We start from the raw sequence: 15,954 nt of genomic DNA, 5'->3' as shown, positions 1-15,954 counted from the left end.
AGCTGCGCCAAGGAACTTACCGCCACATTCCAGCAAATCGGGGCGGCTCAACGCCCCTTGCCGGCATTGGTTCCGCCCGAAAACGCATTTTGGTGAATTAGTCCACATTCTGGCCCCGGCCCGCCGGGTATCGTCAGCTCACATCAATTGAAGTGAGACTGGACGCTTGTTTAGAAAGACTCTGTTAACCCTGGCCGTTGCTGCTTCCGCCCTGTGCTTTTCCTCGGCCGCCTACGCCCAATGTGGCGGCGCCTCCTGGTACGGCCCGGGCTTTAACGGCAAGCGCGCGGCATCGGGACAAATCTTCAACCAAGATGCCATGACCGCGGCGCACCGCTCGCTCCCCTTCGGCACCAAATTGCGGGTGACCGACCAGCGCACGGGCAAGACCATCCAGGTGACGATCAATGATCGCGGTCCATTCCACGGCAAGCGGATCATCGATCTTTCCAAGGGCGCTGCCAACAAGCTGGGTTTCCGCAACCGGGGCACAACCTCCGTGTGCATCGAAAAGCTCTAGTAGCTCCAACGAAAAAGGCTGCCCCGTTGGGGCGCCTTTTCTTCTTTGCCGTGCAGGCACCTTGCGGCCCGCTCTTTTCCTTTGGGCAGAAACCCACTAGCTTTCGGCCGGCTTTCATCCCTCGTTCAGCCCGACTGGCGCTGGCTCCCCCCTGCGGGCAGGCCGGCAGCGCCATTCTCGCGCTGAATTGCCGGGCATACCGAGTTAGTTCACGCCATGTCGATTGCACCACAGCACCGTATCTATGCCTGCTTTTTCCTGTTTGCCCTGACCACGGGGGCGCTCCTGTCGCGGTTGCCCGACCTGCAGCACGCGCTGGGCGTCACGGAAAGCCAGCTGGGGCTGACGCTGATCGGCATGTCGATTGGCTCGCTGCTGTCGCTGACCCTGTCGGCGCCGCTGATTGACCGGCTGGGCGCCCGGACCACCGCCTTCATCACCGTTCTGGGCCCGGCGCTGCTGTTTGCCTGCGTACCCTGGCTGGGCGTCGCGCCGGCAGTGTTTGCGGTGTTCTTTTGCACGGGGCTGCTGTCGGGTGCGCTCGAGATCAACCTCAATGTCGAGATCGACCGGCTCGAGGCGCAATATGGCAAGCGGTTCATGAACCGCGCCCATGGGTTCTGGAGCGCCGGCTTTTTCGTCACCGCCCTCTTCGGCGCCGTGGTGCGCCAGTCCCAGCTCTCGATGCAGCTGCATCTGGCGCTGATCGCGCTCGTCGTGCTGGGCGTTGGCGGCTACATGATCGCGGGCATGCGCAGTGCACCGCGCCGGACTGACGGGCATCAGGGCGACACGCCGCGCATTGCCTTCCCGACCCTGGGGTTGCTGCCCCTTTGCATCATCGGCATTGCCGCCTTCCTCATTGAAGGGGCGGGCATCGACTGGTCTGCCATCTATATGCGCGATGTGTTTGCGGTGGAGCCGTTTATCGGCGGGCTCAGCCTCACGCTCTTTTCCTTCTTCATGGCCGTTACGCGCCTCACCGTCGATCCCGTGGTCGAGCGGCTGGGGCCGAGGCTGGTTGCGACCATCCTGCTTGGGCTTGCCGCCTGCGGGACCCTGCTGGTTGGCCTTGCGCCCTCGCCGGGGTTGGCCCTGACGGGCTTTGCCCTGATGGGCATTGGCTGTAGCGCCGTTTATCCGCTGGCCGTTTCGGCCGCCGCGCAGCGCACCGACCGCCCCTCGGCCGTCAATGTTGCAGCCCTTGGGCAGATCAGCTTTGTGGTGTTTTTCCTTGCCCCGCCCCTTTTGGGCTTCGTGGCTGAATATCTGGGCATCCGCAATTCCTACCTGATCTGCCTGCCCGTGCTCGCCGCGGGCCTGCTGGCCGTGCGCGCCCTTTCCACTCGCAATGCAGTGCTGCCCGTGACGGGCACGCCGGCGCCCGCGCCCCATGGCTGAGTTGCCCCCCATTGTCGATGGGCGCCAATCGCCCACGGCCCTGCGGGTGCAGCGCGGCGTGATGCGCCTCTTGCGCGACGTTTACAATATGGCCCCCTATGCCGAGGTGCCATTGAGCAATGGCCGGCGCGCCGATGTGCTGGCGGTCGGCCCCAAGGGCGAGATCTGGATCGTCGAGATCAAATCGAGCCTGCAGGATTTTCAGGTGGATACGAAATGGCCGGAATACCGGGCCTTTTCCGACCGCTTCTTTTTTGCCAAGCCGCCCGAACTGGGCGCGGAGATCTTTCCGGATAGCGAAGGGCTGATCGTGGCCGATGGGCATGAAGGAGCGGTGCTGCGTCCGAGCCCCGACACGCCGCTCCCCCCGGCGCGGCGGCGGGCGCTGTTGTTGCAATTGGCGCGACTGGGCGCGGAGCGGATCCATGGCTTGATGGATCCGGCCCTCAGGGGCGAGCGCGGCCTCGGCCGGCTCGACTAGACATCAGCGTGGGGCGCGCTTGGCGAGGATGCGCTGCAGCGTGCGGCGGTGCATGTTGAGACGCCGCGCGGTTTCCGAAACATTGCGGTCGCATAGTTCATAGACGCGCTGGATATGCTCCCAGCGCACCCGGTCGGCCGACATCGGGTTTTCCGGCGGCTCGGGCTTGTCTTCCCCGGTGGCCAGCAGCGCATTGATGACATCGTCGGCGTCGGCGGGCTTGGAGAGGTAGTCCACAGCACCGAGCTTGACCGCCGTCACCGCCGTCGCGATATTGCCATAGCCGGTCAGCACCACGGCCCGGGCATCTGGACGCTGCTGGTGCAGAGCCGAGACCACTTCAAGGCCATTGCCATCTTCGAGCCGCAAGTCGACCACCGCATAGGCCGGGGCGCGTTCGGCCACCGCGGCAAGCCCTTCGGCAACCGAGCCAGCGGAGCGGACGTCAAAGCCGCGCCGGGCCATGGCGCGCTCGAGGCGCTGCAGGAATGCGGCATCGTCGTCCACCAGCAACAAGCTGGAATCGGCGGCCAAAAGTTCTTCAATCGTGCTCATGCGCCTTATTTAGGTATTGCAGGCGCAAAAAGCAAAAGCCCGGCGGCTGTTTCAGCCCTCCACGGCTGAACGTGGCCAAACAATGGTTACTTGGGCGTGCCCTTCTGGGTCAGCATTTTTGAATTCTAGCCGTGCGCCCGTGCGCTCCAGCAGCGTCTTGGCAATGAAAATGCCGAGCCCAAGTCCCCCTGGCTGATGGGCATCGCTGCCTTGAGGATCGCGCGGCCGCGTCGTGAGATAAGGCTCGCCCAGTCGGGCGATCAGCTCGGGGGCAAAACCGGGCCCATCATCGGCAATGGTCACGCACACGCTGTCAGCATCCCAGCGGACGCCGACACGAACAGTGCTGCGGGCGAAATCGGTGGCATTCTCAATGAGATTGCCCAGGCCATAAAGCAGACCGACGCTGCGCTGGAACACCGGAGGCTCACCACCCGCACCGTCCACATCAAACAGGATGGTCTTGCCGAGCGCCTCATGAGGACGAGCGACTTCGGACAACAGATCGGTCAGGGGCGCCGCCGCAAAGGGATCGCCGCCTTCGCTGCCAAGATTGCGCAATTTAGAGAGAATGGCGCGACAGCGCGCAGCCTGACTGATGATCAATTCCACGTCACTGGCCAGATCGCTCCCGGGCGGGACTTCGGCCCGCATCTCCTTGGCGGCGAGAGCAATGGTGGAAAGGGGCGTCCCCAATTCATGGGCAGCGGCGGCGGCAAGTCCATCAAGGGCCGAAAGTTGCTCCCGTCGTGACAGCGCCAACTCGGTTGCTGCCAGGGCGTCCCCGATCTGGCGGGCTTCATGGGCGACGCGGTTGATATAAAAGGTAATGAAGGTCAGGCCGCAGATAATGGCGACCCAGATGCCAACCACATAGATGCGATTGAAAACAATGCGCTCATTGGGGCTCCAGGGCAGCGGCAGGTGCCAGACCGCTAGTATGGAGGCGATCAGGGCGGCGAGAAGCGCGATGAGAAGCGTGTCGCGGCGCGGCAAAGTGGTTGCCGAGACCGATACAGGGGCCAGCAGCAGCACCGAAAAGGGATTATGCAGCCCCCCGGTCAGCGCCAGCAGGCCGCCAAGCTGCAGGCAGTCATAGGCGATCTGGCTCGCGATAAAGAGTGAGGTGGGCCGGTGGGCGGGACCAAAGCGCAAGACGAGCCAGATATTGAGCGCGGCGGAAAGCCCGATCAACACAGCGCATTCCATTAGCGGCACCGGATAGCCCAGCCCGAACGCCACGAACAACACGCCAATGGTTTGGCCGGCAAGGGCTAGCCAGCGCAGCAAGACCAGGGTTTCAAGCCGGAGCCGGCGCCAGGTGGAAGGCCGCAGCAGCCCGTCGGCCGTTTCAACTGAACTCATGGCGCGCGCCTCCCGCGGAAACCCCTCCATAGCGCATGGAAATGGCGGGCGTATGATTCAAGACGAAATTTTTGGTCCGTCATGCTTGATCCTGCGCCCGAGGGGACCACGTATTCCCTGTTGTGACTGGGAGAATGCGAAACATGAACACTGCCCTTATCAAACCGGCTTGGTCCCCCCTGACCATCGCCCTGATGGTTTTAGGCTTTATCATCTTCTGGCCGCTGGGTCTGGCCGTTCTTGGCTATATCCTGTGGGGTGAAAAATTTGGCGGCTCGCCTGAAAAGGCCCAGGCCTATTGGAACAAGGCTCGCTCCTTTGTTTCGTCCAACAAGCCGGCTGGCTTTAGCGGTGGCTTTGCAGCGTCCTCGAGCGGCAATGCCGCCTTTGACGAGTATCGCAGCGAGCAGTTGCGCCGGCTTGAGGAAGAGCGTCGCCGGCTCGACGAAGAGATCGAGGCCTTTCGCGAATACATGGCCAATCTGCACAAGGCCAAGGACCGCGAAGAGTTCGACCGCTTCATGAGCGAGCGTAACGGCACCCGCCAGGGTTATGGCGACAACAACACGGCCAACTGGGGCAGCTAAGCCCTGCCCGGGACCGCATTAGCAAAGGCGTCTTCCGCAAGGAAGGCGCCTTTTTCTTGGGGTGTGGCTGGCGGGCGCGCTAGTCTGGGCGTGGCTGATTCGCTGCGGACCACTGCCCTGTTCTTTAAAAGCAAAATCCCTCCCTCGACCGAGATCCGGATTGCCGATCGCACCGTGAGCGTTGCCGTGCGCACCCATGCCCGCGCGCGCTCCTATCGCCTGTCCATTCCCCATGACGGCACGCCGGTGCTGACCCTGCCGCCCGGCGGCCGCTGGAGCGACGCCGAAGCCTTTTTGCAGCGCCAAACCTGCTGGCTGGCCGAACGGCTCGATGGCACAACCGGGCCGGTCAGTTTTGCCGATGGCGTGCTGGTGCCCCTGCGCGGCATCCCGCACCGGATCATTGCCACGGGCAAGCTGCGCGGCCGGGTCGAGATCAGCGAGCAGGATGGGGAGAAAGTGTTGTTTGTGCCAGGAGAGCCGGCGCACCGCGCCCGCCGGCTCGTTGATTGGCTCAAGGAAGAGGCGGCGCGCGAGCTCAAGCTGCGCAGCGCCCACCATGCCGCCGGGCTCGGGGTCACCGTGCGCTCGATCACCATGCGCGACCAGGCCAGCCGCTGGGGCTCGTGCTCATCGAGCGGCAGCCTCAACTATAACTGGCGGCTGATCCTCGCGCCGCCCTTCGTGCTCGATTATGTGGCGGCCCATGAGGTCGCTCACCTGGTGGAGATGAACCATTCTCCGGCCTTTTGGGCCACCGTCAAGCGCACCCTGCCCGAGATGGATCGCGGCCGGGCCTGGCTCAAGACCCATGGCCGCGAGCTGATGGCGTTTCGCGCTAATTAGCCCCGAAGAACCAGTTCAACCACCAAAGATCATGTCCATCAGCGTGCGCGGCTTGCGCTCGCCACTGGGGGCGGGCTGGGTTTGCACCGGCTGGGGCGGCGCAAAACTTTCCACCGGCTGGGGCGCTACGAAGTCGCCCGGCGGCTGGATGCCCTGGGGCTGCTGTTGTTGCCATTGCGGCTGGGCCTGCTGCGCGGGCTGGCTCGGGACCCAAACCTCCTGGCCGGTTGCCGGATCCACCACCAGTTGCATGGGCATGCCGGTGTCAGGATCGATCGGGGTGTTGTCAAAGCCTGGAGCTGCCTCGCCCACGGGATAGCCCGTGGCAGGATCGATCTGCTGGCCCGAGGCGTCAACGATGGTCCCGGCGGGGTAGCCGGTAGCCTGATCGATCGCCGGAGCCGACTGGCCAGCATCGACCGGCAGGCCCGTAGTGGGATCGATCTGCGCTGCGGGAGCAGAAGCTGCTTCAGCAAAGCCGTCCACCGGCTCGCCGGTCGCCGGATCCACATATTGCACCATGGGCTGACCGGTCGTCGGGTCGACGGCTTGCTGACCGGTTTGGGGATCATAAACCGGCTGGGCAACCGGCTGGCTGGAGACCGCACCCCCGGCCCCGCTGGCCTCACCGGAGCCGGCTGGAATCTGCGCCACTTCGAGCCCTTCATGGGCCTTGGTCATGAACTGGCTCCAGATCGCTGCCGGCACATTACCGCCGGACAGCGTGGTCTTGGTGTTGTCGTCATTGCCCAGCCACACGCCAGTGACCATGCGTGCGGTATAGCCGACAAACAGCGCATCCTTGGATTCCTGGCTGGTACCGGTCTTGCCCCCGAAGGGCCAGCCATTGAGGTTGGCGCCCTTGCCGGTGCCCACTTCCACGGCGGTTTTGAGCATGTCGTTCATTTCGGCCAGGATATTGGGGGCAATAACGCGGCCCGGGCCGGCAGTGCTGGCCTCGTAAAGCACCTCGCCGTCCTTGCTTTCGATGCGGGTGATCACATTGGGGATCACGCCCATGCCGCCATTGGCAAAGGGTGCATAGGCGGAAGTGAGCTCAAGCAAGTTCACCTCCTGGGTTCCGAGCGCAATCGAGGGCACCGCCGTCAGTGGCGAGGAAATGCCCATCCGCATGGCGGTATCGATCACCGCCTGGGGCGTGACATCAATGGCGAGCCGTGCGGCGATGGTGTTGAGCGAATAAGCCAGGCCCTGGCGCAGCGTTACCGTGCCGGCATACTTTCCCGAAGCATTGCGCGGACTCCAGCCCTGATATTCGAACTGCGCGTCCTCGGCGAGGGTATCAGGGGTGTAGCCCTTTTCCATGGCCGCGAGATACACGAATGGCTTGAAGGTCGAACCGGGCTGGCGCTTGGCCGTGACGGCGCGGTTGTATTGGCTGGCCTGGTAATCCACGCCACCCACCATGGCGCGAACGGTACCATCCACATCCATGGCCACGAGCGCACCCTGGGTGAAGCCGCGCTTGGGGCCTTCATTGGCCACCGCCTCACGCACGATGAACTCGGCCTGCTTCTGCAGGTCCCAGTCGACCGTGGTAGAGACCACCACATCGCCTTCGATCTCACCGATATAGGCGGTCATCAATGACTCCACCCAATCGGCGACATAGGATTCCGAGCCGGCCACCTTGGTGCGGATGGTCTGATCGGGATCGATCTGGGCGGCCTGGGCCTCCTCGCGGGTGATATAACCCTCTTCGGCCATGGCACTGAGGACGAGCTTTTGTCGCGCCGAGGTGGCGGCAGGATCAGACTTGGGATTGAGGCGAGATGGCGCCTGGAGCGAACCGGCCAGCATGGCCGCTTCCCCCAGGGACAGATTGCGGGCGGATTTGCCAAAATAGGTCTGCGCCGCCGCCTCGATGCCGTAGGAATTGTGGCCGAAGAACACGCGGTTGAGATAAAGCTCGAGGATTTCGTCCTTGGAATAGTTCTGCTCGAGCCACACGGCGAGCAGCGCTTCCTGCACCTTGCGCCCAATTGTCTGGTCGGGGGTGAGAAAGAGGTTCTTGGCCAGCTGCTGGGTAATGGTCGAGGCGCCACGGGTGACGCGTCCAGCCTGCAGGCTTTCCACCGCCACGGCGGCAAGGCCGACAATATCGACGCCGAAGTGGTCGTAAAAGCGCCGATCCTCGATGGCGAGCAGCGCCGCGGGCACATATTGCGGCAGCTCACGTAGCACGGTGGCTTCGCCGCCGGTTTGGCCGCGATTGGAAATCAGTTGCCCGTCAGCGGCAAGGATGCGGATATTGGGCGGCCGATCCGGCACAGCCCAGGTGTCAGAGGATGGCAGTTGCGCGCCGTAGTAAACCACGACGCCGGCGATGGCGATGCCGACCCAAAGGCATAAGACAAAGCCCCAATGGAGCACGCCGATCAGAAAGCCGCCCGCGCCCGAACGACGGCGCTTGGGCTTGCCGGGGCGACGGGGTGGCGTTGCCTTGCCGCGTTTTTGCGCGGGGCGCTTGGCGCCCTTGGGCCCGGGTGAGGCCCCGCCCGTGCGTTCATCGTCCACAAACACCCCAACGGAGCGGCCCATTGAAGGCTCGACGCGTTCCCGGCTCTTGGCTGAGGCGGAACGCTGCGCGGGTTTGGCTTTCCTGCCAGGCTGAGCCCCGACACGGTCATCGGCGGTGATGCGGAAATCCATCAAATCTGAACCCTGAACGGTGTCCCGGCCCGGTATCGCGCAATGCGCTTGCCTGGCAAAGAGATGCTGGTCTGGCCGCTCACCTGGCGCCCGCCCAATCGGGGTGCTGCCGCGCGTCCACACGACTTTGCTTGTCCCGGCAAAATGTGGCCGGTTTATGTGATAACAGCCGATTTCCCGGCGCTGTGGCGGGGTTGCGACACCCCGCCATCAGCTAGGTCAAACGTCCAGATTGGAGACGCTGAGCGCGTTGTCCTGGATGAAGTCGCGGCGCGGCTCCACCAGATCGCCCATCAGGGCGGTAAACACGCTGTCGGCCTCGTCGGACTTGTCGATTTCCACCTTGAGCAGGGTGCGGGCATTGGGATCAAGCGTTGTTTCCCAGAGCTGCTCGGCGTTCATCTCGCCCAGTCCCTTGTAGCGCTGCAGCGACACGCCCTTGCGGCCGGCATCGGTAACGGCATTGAACAGCGAGGACGGCCCGAAGATCGGGATCGTTTCGCCCTTGCGCGTCAGAGTGGGCACGCCGGCATAAAGTTCATCGAGCCGCTCGGCCAGTTGCCGCAGGCGCCGCGCATCGGCGCTCCCCAGCAGTGCCGGATCGAGGCGGTGGGTTTCAGTGACGCCGCGCACGGTACGCGAGAAGGTCAGGCCATCGTCATCGGCCAGTTCACCGATCCAGCCGCGTTCGAGCTCATCGGAGATGCGATCGAGACGGCCGGCAATACGCTTGGCGGTCGCGGCGGCGCGCTCGGGATCGGCCAGACCCTCAGGGTCCATGCCACCAACGATAGCGGCCTGCTCAACAAGGCTACGGTTGTAGCGGGTGTTGAGATTGGCGATAGCGTGCACGATGTCGCGCGACTGCCCAAGGATCGAGAGCAGATCATGCCCGCCATGCTCGACGCCTGCGCTGGTGGTGAACACGGCATCGTCCAGGCCGGCCGCCAGGAGATAGTCCTCCAGCGCGCGCTCGTCCTTGAGATATTGCTCGGACTGACCGCGCTTGGCCTTATAGAGCGGGGGCTGGGCGATATAGATGTGGCCGCGTTCCAGCAGTTCGGGCGTTTGCCGATAAAAGAAGGTCAGCAACAGCGTGCGAATATGGGCGCCGTCCACGTCGGCGTCGGTCATGATGATGATCTTGTGGTAGCGCAGCTTGTCGGCGTTGAACTCTTCGCGCCCAATGCCGGTGCCCAGCGCCGTGATCAGCGTGCCGACCTGGTCCGACGAGATCATGCGATCAAAGCGCGCGCGCTCCACATTGAGGATCTTGCCGCGCAGCGGCAGCACCGCCTGGTTGGAGCGGTCGCGCCCCTGCTTGGCCGAGCCACCGGCCGAGTCACCTTCGACGATGAAGATTTCGGATTTTGCCGGATCGCGTTCCTGGCAGTCGGCAAGCTTGCCGGGGAGCGAGGAGATTTCGAGCGCACCCTTGCGGCGCGTCAATTCGCGCGCCTTGCGGGCGGCTTCACGTGCAGCGGCAGCTTCGGCGACCTTGCCAACGATGATCTTGGCTTCGTTGGGATGCTCCTCGAACCACTGGCCGAGCTTTTCATTGACGATGTTCTCGACCACCGGGCGCACCTCGGAGGACACAAGCTTGTCCTTGGTCTGGCTCGAGAACTTGGGATCGGGCACCTTTACCGAGAGCACGCAGGTCAGCCCTTCGCGCGTATCGTCGCCGGTAACGGTCACCTTTTCCTTTTTGCTGATGCCAGAGCTTTCGGCATAGCTGGTGACCTGGCGCGTCAACGCACCGCGCAGGCCGGCAAGGTGGGTGCCGCCGTCGCGCTGGGGGATGTTGTTGGTGAAGCACAGCACGTTTTCGTGGTAGCTGTCGTTCCACTGCAGCGCAACTTCGACAGTGATGCCGTCCTTTTCGCTGATCATGGTGATGGGGTGGTCGATCGCGGGCGTCTTGGCCTTGTCGAGATAGCGCACAAAGGCCTCGAGGCCGCCTTCATAAAACAACTCGACCTTGACCGGCTCGGGATGCCGGAGGTCATTGAGCAGGATGCGCACGCCCGAATTGAGGAAGGCCAGTTCGCGCAAGCGGTGCTCGAGCGTCTTGAAGTCGAACTCCACCATGGTGAAGGTTTGGTCCGACGGGAAAAAGGTGATGGCGCTGCCCGAGCGGCCTTCATAGGTGCCAGGCTGCTTGTCGGGCACATAGGTGCCGGTCTGCTGGAGCGGACCATCGGCATCGCCATGGGTGAAGCTCATCTCGAAGATCTTGCCGTCGCGGCGGATCTTGAGCTTGAGCCATTGGCTGAGGGCATTCACCACGGACACGCCCACGCCATGCAGGCCGCCCGAAACCTTGTAGCTGTTCTGGTCGAACTTGCCGCCGGCATGGAGCTGAGTCATGATGACCTCGGCCGCCGAAACGCCTTCTTCCTTGTGGATGTCGGTCGGGATGCCGCGACCATTGTCGATCACCGTCACCGAGCCATCGGCGTTCAGCGTGACCGTTACAAGGTCGGCATGGCCGGCCAGTGCCTCGTCGATGGCGTTGTCGACCACTTCGTAGACCATGTGATGCAGGCCCGAGCCGTCGTCCGTGTCCCCGATATACATGCCCGGGCGCTTGCGCACCGCGTCGAGGCCTTTAAGCACCCTGATGCTATCGGCGCCGTATTCGTTGGGAACGGAATTTTCGCTGTCGGTCATGGGGTCCGAATCAAGTCGTTAGGGAGTGAAACTGTTGTATCCAACTGGGGCGTCAACCCCAAGTCGAATGGGTCTATATAGCGCAAATCGGCAGGTGAGTCCGGGCTTTAGCGCTCGGTAAGGAGCCGCCCGTCGCGCACCGTTACCGCCTGGGCCCGCTCGCCCAGATCGGCGAACAGCAAACTGTCCGTGCCGGTGAGAAAACACTGCGTGCCCAGACCGTCCAGAGCGCCAAACAGCGCACGGCGGCGATCTGGATCCAGATGCGCGGCAATCTCGTCCAGCAACAGGAATGGCGTGATGCCGGTGCGGTGATGCACCAGGCGCGCATGCGCCAGAATGAGGCCGATCAGCAGCGCTTTCTGCTCGCCAGTCGAGCCCAAGGCGGCCGGCATGCCCTTCTGGCGATAGATCACTTCGAGATCCAGACGGTGTGGACCATATATGGTGCGCCCGGCCGCCCGATCAAGGCCGCGCGAGCCCAGCCAGAGCTCACCCAAGGCCGTTTCGAGCTCGCTTGAAACGGTGGGTGCCGGCCCGTCTTCCCAGAGCGGGGTCAACGCCAGATCGGCCGCCGGAAAACTCTCGTCCTCAAGGCTATGGGCGATGAGGGTTTGCAGATGCTCGAGGCTGTCGACCCGGGCGAGGTGAATGGAGGCGCCCAACTCGGCCATCTGCGCCTCGATGGCGCCCAGCCAGCGAACATCGCCACCTTCTTCAAGCAGCCGGTTGCGTTGGCGCATCGCCTTGTCGTAGTCCGACACCGCCGCCCCGTGGGAGGGGATCAGCGTGGTCACGAGGCGATCCAGAAAGCGGCGGCGGTCACTGGCGGGGCCCGAGAACAGCCCATCCATAGCAGGGGTGAGCCACAAGACGCGCAGATACTCGCTCATCGCCTCCACCGAGCGGGCATTGGCGCCGTTGATGCGCACCCGGCGTCCGGAATCGCCGGGGGACGCGCCAGTGCCAATGTCGGTGGGTCCGGCTTCGGTTTCCACCGTCGCGGCCACTGCCCAACCCGTATCGGAGCCTTGCTCGCCCACGGCGTCAAACGTTGCCCGGCGCAGCCCGCGCCCGGGCGACAGCAGGGAAATGGCCTCAAGCAGATTGGTCTTGCCTGCGCCATTGGAGCCGGTCAGAACCAGATGGCGACCATCCAGATCGAGCGCAGCGGCAGTGTAGTTGCGAAAGGCCGTCAGGCGCAGGCGCGACAGGTGGCGGATCATCGATGACCCCGCAGGAGCAATGGAGCCAACGGCTCCGCATCAATGCTCAACTTGTGAATGCCGCTCAGACCCGCATGGGCATCAGCACGTAAAGCGCGCTGGCCTCGCCCTCTTCCTTGACCAGGGTCGGCGAGCCCGCATCATTGAACATGAAGACGGCGCTTTCCGAGCGGATCTGCCCGACAATGTCCAAGAGGTAACGGGCATTAAAGCCGATCTCGAAGCCATCGGTGTCGAATTCCACCGCGAGTTCTTCGCTGGCTGTGCCGTGATCGGGATTGGTGACGGACAATTCCAAAAGGCCATCCTTGGCCGAAAGCTTGACCGCCTTGCCGCCGCGATCCGACGCAATGGTGGAAACGCGATCCACCGCAATGGCAAAGGAAGCGCGATCGACATTCATTTGCTTGTCGTTGTTCTTGGGCGTGACCCGATCATAATCGGGGAAGGTGCCCTCGATCAGCTTGGACAGCAGCACGACCGGACCCACGGTGAAGCGGATCTTGGTGTCGGACACCTCGACCTTGACATCGCCATCAACGCCGTCGAGTAGCTTTTGCACTTCGCCAACGGTCTTTTTAGGTACGATGATGCCCGGCATACCCTGGGCGCCCTCGGGAGCGGGCATTTCGGCACGGGCCAGGCGGTGCCCATCGGTTGCCACTGCGCGCAGCAGCGGCCCATTGGCGCTCGATTCCACCGCATGCAGATAGATGCCGTTCAGATAGTAGCGGGTTTCCTCGTTGGAAATGGCGAACTGGGTGCGCTCGATCAACTCGCGCAAGCCGCTCGCCGGCATAGAAAATTCGTGGCCAAAGGCGCCCGATTTAAGATCGGGGAAGCTGTCGGGCGACAGGCATGCCAGGTGAAAGCGCGAGCGCCCGGAGGTCAGCAGCATCTGCTCGCCGCCTTCGGTTTCAAGCCGCACTTCGGCGCCATCGGCGAGCTTGCGCACGATTTCATAAAGGGTATGGGCGGGCACCGTGGTGGTGCCCGGGGTCGAGACCATCGCGGGAACGCTTTCGGTGACCTCGATATCAAGGTCGGTGGCGCGCAGTTCCACCGCATCCTCGGCGGCCTTGAACACCACATTGGCCAGGATTGGATAGGTATTGCGCCGTTCCACCACCCGATGCACATGGCTCAGCGACTTGAGCAGATGATTGCGTTCGAGGGTAATCTTCATGGCAACAACTTCCAAAGCACTACGCGGCTGATCGGGCCAGCCAACACCCCGGCGAGGCGGGTTTGGACATTTACAATTTGTGAACCGATTGGCAAGGCCCGGGAGCGCGACACGCTGGCCCATTGCCCCAAAACAAGTACGGCGAGACCTCAAAGGCTCGCCGCAACTCACTTCACGCCAGGACCGTCCTATTCCTCGAGCATGCGCTTGAGCAGTTCGATTTCCTGGGCGAGTTCCACATCGTCCTTGATCATCTGCTCGACCTTGCGCACCGAATGGAGCACGGTGGTGTGGTCGCGCCCGCCAAAGCGGCGGCCGATCTCGGGCAGCGAGCGCGAGGTCAGGGCCTTGGCAAGGAACATCGCGATCTGGCGCGGCCGCACCACATCGCGCGAGCGGCGCGCGGACAGCAATTCGTTGCGCGGCACCTTGTAGTGGCGCGACACCATTTTGAGAATGTCCTCGATGCGCACGCGCTTGGCGTCATGGGTGCGGATGAGGTCGCCCAGGGTCTTTTCGGCCAGCGGCACGGTGATGAGTTCGCCGGTCAACTGGTTGGCGGCCACGAGACGGTTGACGGCGCCATCAAGATCGCGGCCATGGCTGACCACGGCACGGGCGACATAATCGAGCACGGGGGCGGGAAAGTGCATGCCAAAGCGCGCGGTCGCCTGATCGGCGCGGCGCTGCACGATGGAGCGGCGCAGCTCGACGTCAAAGCCCGAGATCGGCACCACGAGCCCACCCGACAGGCGCGAGCGCACGCGCTCGTCGAGCATTTCGAGATCGCGCGGGGGCGCATCGCCGGCCACGACGACCTGCTTGGCGCCCGTCAGGAGCGTGCCCAGAGTGTGGCCGAATTCGGTAGCCGACTTGCCCTGCAGGAACTGCATGTCATCGATCAGCAGCAGATCGACCCGGCGCAACCATTCCTTGAAGCCGAGCGCGGACTGGCGCTGCACGGCGGTGATGAAATGGTACATGAAGTGGTCGGCGGTGAGGTAAACGATGTTCTTGGTGGCATCGGCCTGCTGGGTGGCATGGGCGATGGCATTGAGCAGGTGCGACTTACCCAAGCCCACGGTGGAATGAATGTAAACCGGGTTGAAGGTCACGGTGTCATTGGCGGCGGCCTGCGCGATCTGGCGGGCAACGCCCAGTGCCATTTCGTTGGCGGCACCGGCGACAAATGTATCGAAGGTCATGCGCGGATCGATGCCGCTGCCCGAAAGGGCATCGCCCTTGGGGGCGGGAGCTTCGCGGCCAATCCGCGTCACGGTCGCCGAGGGCTGTGGCGACTGCGCGGGCGCAGCGGCGGCGCTTTCGGCGGGCGCCGATTCAGCCACTAGGGTCGGGCGCTGGCGGGGCTGGCCATTGACGCGCAACGTGACCTGGAGCCGGGTGATCGCTTCATCATCCAGGCGGAACGCTTCCACAATGCGATCGGCATAATTGGACTGAACCCAGGAACAGAGAAACCGGGTGGGGGCAGACAGATGCACCACTTCGCCGGCGATTTCCTCGAGTTCGAGGCGGGCGAACCAGGAGGTGAACACATCCTCGCCAACCGCAGTTTTGAGGCGGGCACGGACCCGGTTCCAGAGCTGACGCTGATCGGCTGAGGGAAACTCGGCTTCGTTCACGGCAGACACCTCGCCCATGCTGGTCGACGAAAAGGAAGAAGCGTTGGATCGGTCCCAATCTGCTCTTCCGGCGGCAATCTGCTGCTTCATATTCTGGTGCCCCATTCGTGTTGCCGCCCCGTCCGCAAGATCGGGCCGGCCTGGTTTGTTATGGCGGCGGAGGGTCTCCGCAGCCAAAGCTTCGCCATTGCGTCCCAAAGCTGTGGACGCAAAGAAGTATCGTTGGCGGCGCAAGCCACCATTGGCTATTTACGTTCTTGTCGCTGAACCCAACCGGAGTCGGTTAGTGGGCTTTTGTTCTTGATGCAGGTCCGGACCGGATGAACCAATTTCACCGCTGCCATCGTCACCGCACTTCGCCTCGCCATTGCTGCCAAAGCGACCCAATCCATAAGCCTATTCGACCCGTCAACTCGGTTCGGATGGCGCTTTTCGCGTCCCGTCCTGAGCTGACGAGAGGCATTCTAGAGTGTGGGTTTTGGGCTCGCAACACGTGAATTTTTCAAAATGGGGGTTGACTCGCCCGGCCTCCGTTAACCTCCAGCAAGGGCTCTGCGACCCCCTCGCTCAAGGCTCTGTGACTCCACGATGAATCGCGTAGCAAGCGCTTTGTGAAGGCGAAAAAAATATTTCGACCGGCCAGCAAATTCGACGGTATCCGGGAAATTGGAAGCTGCGGCCGACAACGCAGAATCAAGGCAAGCCTTTGATTGTAACGCGCTTTTTGTCGCAGCGCTTTGTCACACCCTTTGGCGTGCCGCATTCACGCAGCTGACACAATCTGCCGCCAAGGGCAAA

Annotated in this window: 12 protein-coding genes; 5 read left to right on the top strand and 7 right to left on the bottom strand. The window is 63.2% G+C overall.

Features of this window, described 5'->3' with window-relative positions:
* The first annotated feature begins 166 nt into the window (after positions 1–166).
* From HRU92_RS15175 to HRU92_RS15165, 3 genes are all read left to right on the top strand, one after another.
* Positions 167–520 (top strand): septal ring lytic transglycosylase RlpA family protein, encoded by a 354-nt coding sequence (locus HRU92_RS15175; protein ID WP_172121813.1) that lies wholly within the window; start codon positions 167–169, stop codon positions 518–520.
* A gap of 216 nt (positions 521–736) precedes the next feature.
* Positions 737–1,921: an MFS transporter gene (locus tag HRU92_RS15170; RefSeq protein WP_172121812.1), complete on the top strand. Its 1,185-nt coding sequence runs from the start codon at positions 737–739 to the stop codon at positions 1,919–1,921.
* Positions 1,914–2,402 (top strand): MmcB family DNA repair protein, encoded by a 489-nt coding sequence (locus HRU92_RS15165; protein WP_172121811.1) that lies wholly within the window; start codon positions 1,914–1,916, stop codon positions 2,400–2,402. The genes HRU92_RS15170 and HRU92_RS15165 overlap by 8 nt, the downstream gene beginning before the upstream one ends.
* Positions 2,403–2,405: 3 nt before the next feature.
* Here the strand turns inward: HRU92_RS15165 and HRU92_RS15160 are convergent, their stop codons facing one another.
* Positions 2,406–2,957, bottom strand: coding sequence for an ActR/PrrA/RegA family redox response regulator transcription factor (locus HRU92_RS15160; RefSeq protein ID WP_127751588.1), 552 nt, complete (start codon positions 2,955–2,957; stop codon positions 2,406–2,408).
* Between the two features lie 51 nt (positions 2,958–3,008).
* On the bottom strand, positions 3,009–4,322 hold the full coding sequence (locus HRU92_RS15155) for an ActS/PrrB/RegB family redox-sensitive histidine kinase (RefSeq protein ID WP_172121810.1): 1,314 nt from the start codon (positions 4,320–4,322) through the stop codon (positions 3,009–3,011).
* 143 nt (positions 4,323–4,465) lie between these two features.
* Here HRU92_RS15155 and HRU92_RS15150 point away from each other — a divergent pair, with 143 nt between their 5' ends.
* Together HRU92_RS15150 and HRU92_RS15145 are read left to right on the top strand one after the other, a co-directional pair.
* Entirely contained in the window at positions 4,466–4,909 is a 444-nt protein-coding gene (locus HRU92_RS15150; RefSeq protein WP_127751586.1) for a DUF2852 domain-containing protein, read from the top strand.
* Positions 4,910–4,999: 90 nt separating this feature from the next.
* Positions 5,000–5,755 (top strand): SprT family zinc-dependent metalloprotease, encoded by a 756-nt coding sequence (locus HRU92_RS15145; RefSeq protein WP_173088439.1) that lies wholly within the window; start codon positions 5,000–5,002, stop codon positions 5,753–5,755.
* 15 nt (positions 5,756–5,770) lie between these two features.
* Here the strand turns inward: HRU92_RS15145 and HRU92_RS15140 are convergent, their stop codons facing one another.
* The 5 genes from HRU92_RS15140 to dnaA form a co-directional block, all read right to left on the bottom strand.
* A complete protein-coding gene (locus HRU92_RS15140; protein ID WP_172121809.1) occupies positions 5,771–8,317 on the bottom strand; it encodes a PBP1A family penicillin-binding protein in 2,547 nt (848 codons plus the stop codon).
* 330 nt (positions 8,318–8,647) lie between these two features.
* Positions 8,648–11,101, bottom strand: a complete 2,454-nt coding sequence (gyrB, locus tag HRU92_RS15135; protein WP_172121808.1) for a DNA topoisomerase (ATP-hydrolyzing) subunit B — start codon at positions 11,099–11,101, stop codon at positions 8,648–8,650.
* A gap of 107 nt (positions 11,102–11,208) precedes the next feature.
* Entirely contained in the window at positions 11,209–12,327 is a 1,119-nt protein-coding gene (recF, locus tag HRU92_RS15130; RefSeq protein ID WP_172121807.1) for a DNA replication/repair protein RecF, read from the bottom strand.
* A 64-nt stretch (positions 12,328–12,391) separates the two neighbouring features.
* On the bottom strand, positions 12,392–13,513 hold the full coding sequence (dnaN, locus tag HRU92_RS15125; protein WP_172121806.1) for a DNA polymerase III subunit beta: 1,122 nt from the start codon (positions 13,511–13,513) through the stop codon (positions 12,392–12,394).
* Between the two features lie 188 nt (positions 13,514–13,701).
* Positions 13,702–15,174, bottom strand: coding sequence for a chromosomal replication initiator protein DnaA (gene dnaA, locus HRU92_RS15120; protein ID WP_127755116.1), 1,473 nt, complete (start codon positions 15,172–15,174; stop codon positions 13,702–13,704).
* Positions 15,175–15,954 lie beyond the last annotated feature (780 nt).

It is taken from the genome of Devosia sp. 1635 (genome assembly GCF_013185955.1).
GTDB lineage: Bacteria > Pseudomonadota > Alphaproteobacteria > Rhizobiales > Devosiaceae > Devosia.
Note: the sequence above shows the minus strand (reverse complement) of the source record. Positions and strands in the feature narration are given on the sequence as shown.

Bases quoted from the DNA above. Each gene is read 5' to 3' on its own strand.
- HRU92_RS15170 (WP_172121812.1), top strand. From the start codon at position 737: ATGTCGATTGCACCACAGCACCGTATCTATGCCTGCTTTTTCCTGTTT.
- HRU92_RS15155 (WP_172121810.1), bottom strand. From the start codon at position 4,322: ATGAGTTCAGTTGAAACGGCCGACGGGCTGCTGCGGCCTTCCACCTGG.
- dnaN (WP_172121806.1), bottom strand. From the start codon at position 13,513: ATGAAGATTACCCTCGAACGCAATCATCTGCTCAAGTCGCTGAGCCAT.
- recF (WP_172121807.1), bottom strand. From the start codon at position 12,327: ATGATCCGCCACCTGTCGCGCCTGCGCCTGACGGCCTTTCGCAACTAC.
- HRU92_RS15140 (WP_172121809.1), bottom strand. From the start codon at position 8,317: ATGGGCCGCTCCGTTGGGGTGTTTGTGGACGATGAACGCACGGGCGGG.
- HRU92_RS15160 (WP_127751588.1), bottom strand. From the start codon at position 2,957: ATGAGCACGATTGAAGAACTTTTGGCCGCCGATTCCAGCTTGTTGCTG.
- HRU92_RS15165 (WP_172121811.1), top strand. From the start codon at position 1,914: ATGGCTGAGTTGCCCCCCATTGTCGATGGGCGCCAATCGCCCACGGCC.
- gyrB (WP_172121808.1), bottom strand. From the start codon at position 11,101: ATGACCGACAGCGAAAATTCCGTTCCCAACGAATACGGCGCCGATAGC.
- HRU92_RS15150 (WP_127751586.1), top strand. From the start codon at position 4,466: ATGAACACTGCCCTTATCAAACCGGCTTGGTCCCCCCTGACCATCGCC.
- dnaA (WP_127755116.1), bottom strand. From the start codon at position 15,174: ATGGGCGAGGTGTCTGCCGTGAACGAAGCCGAGTTTCCCTCAGCCGAT.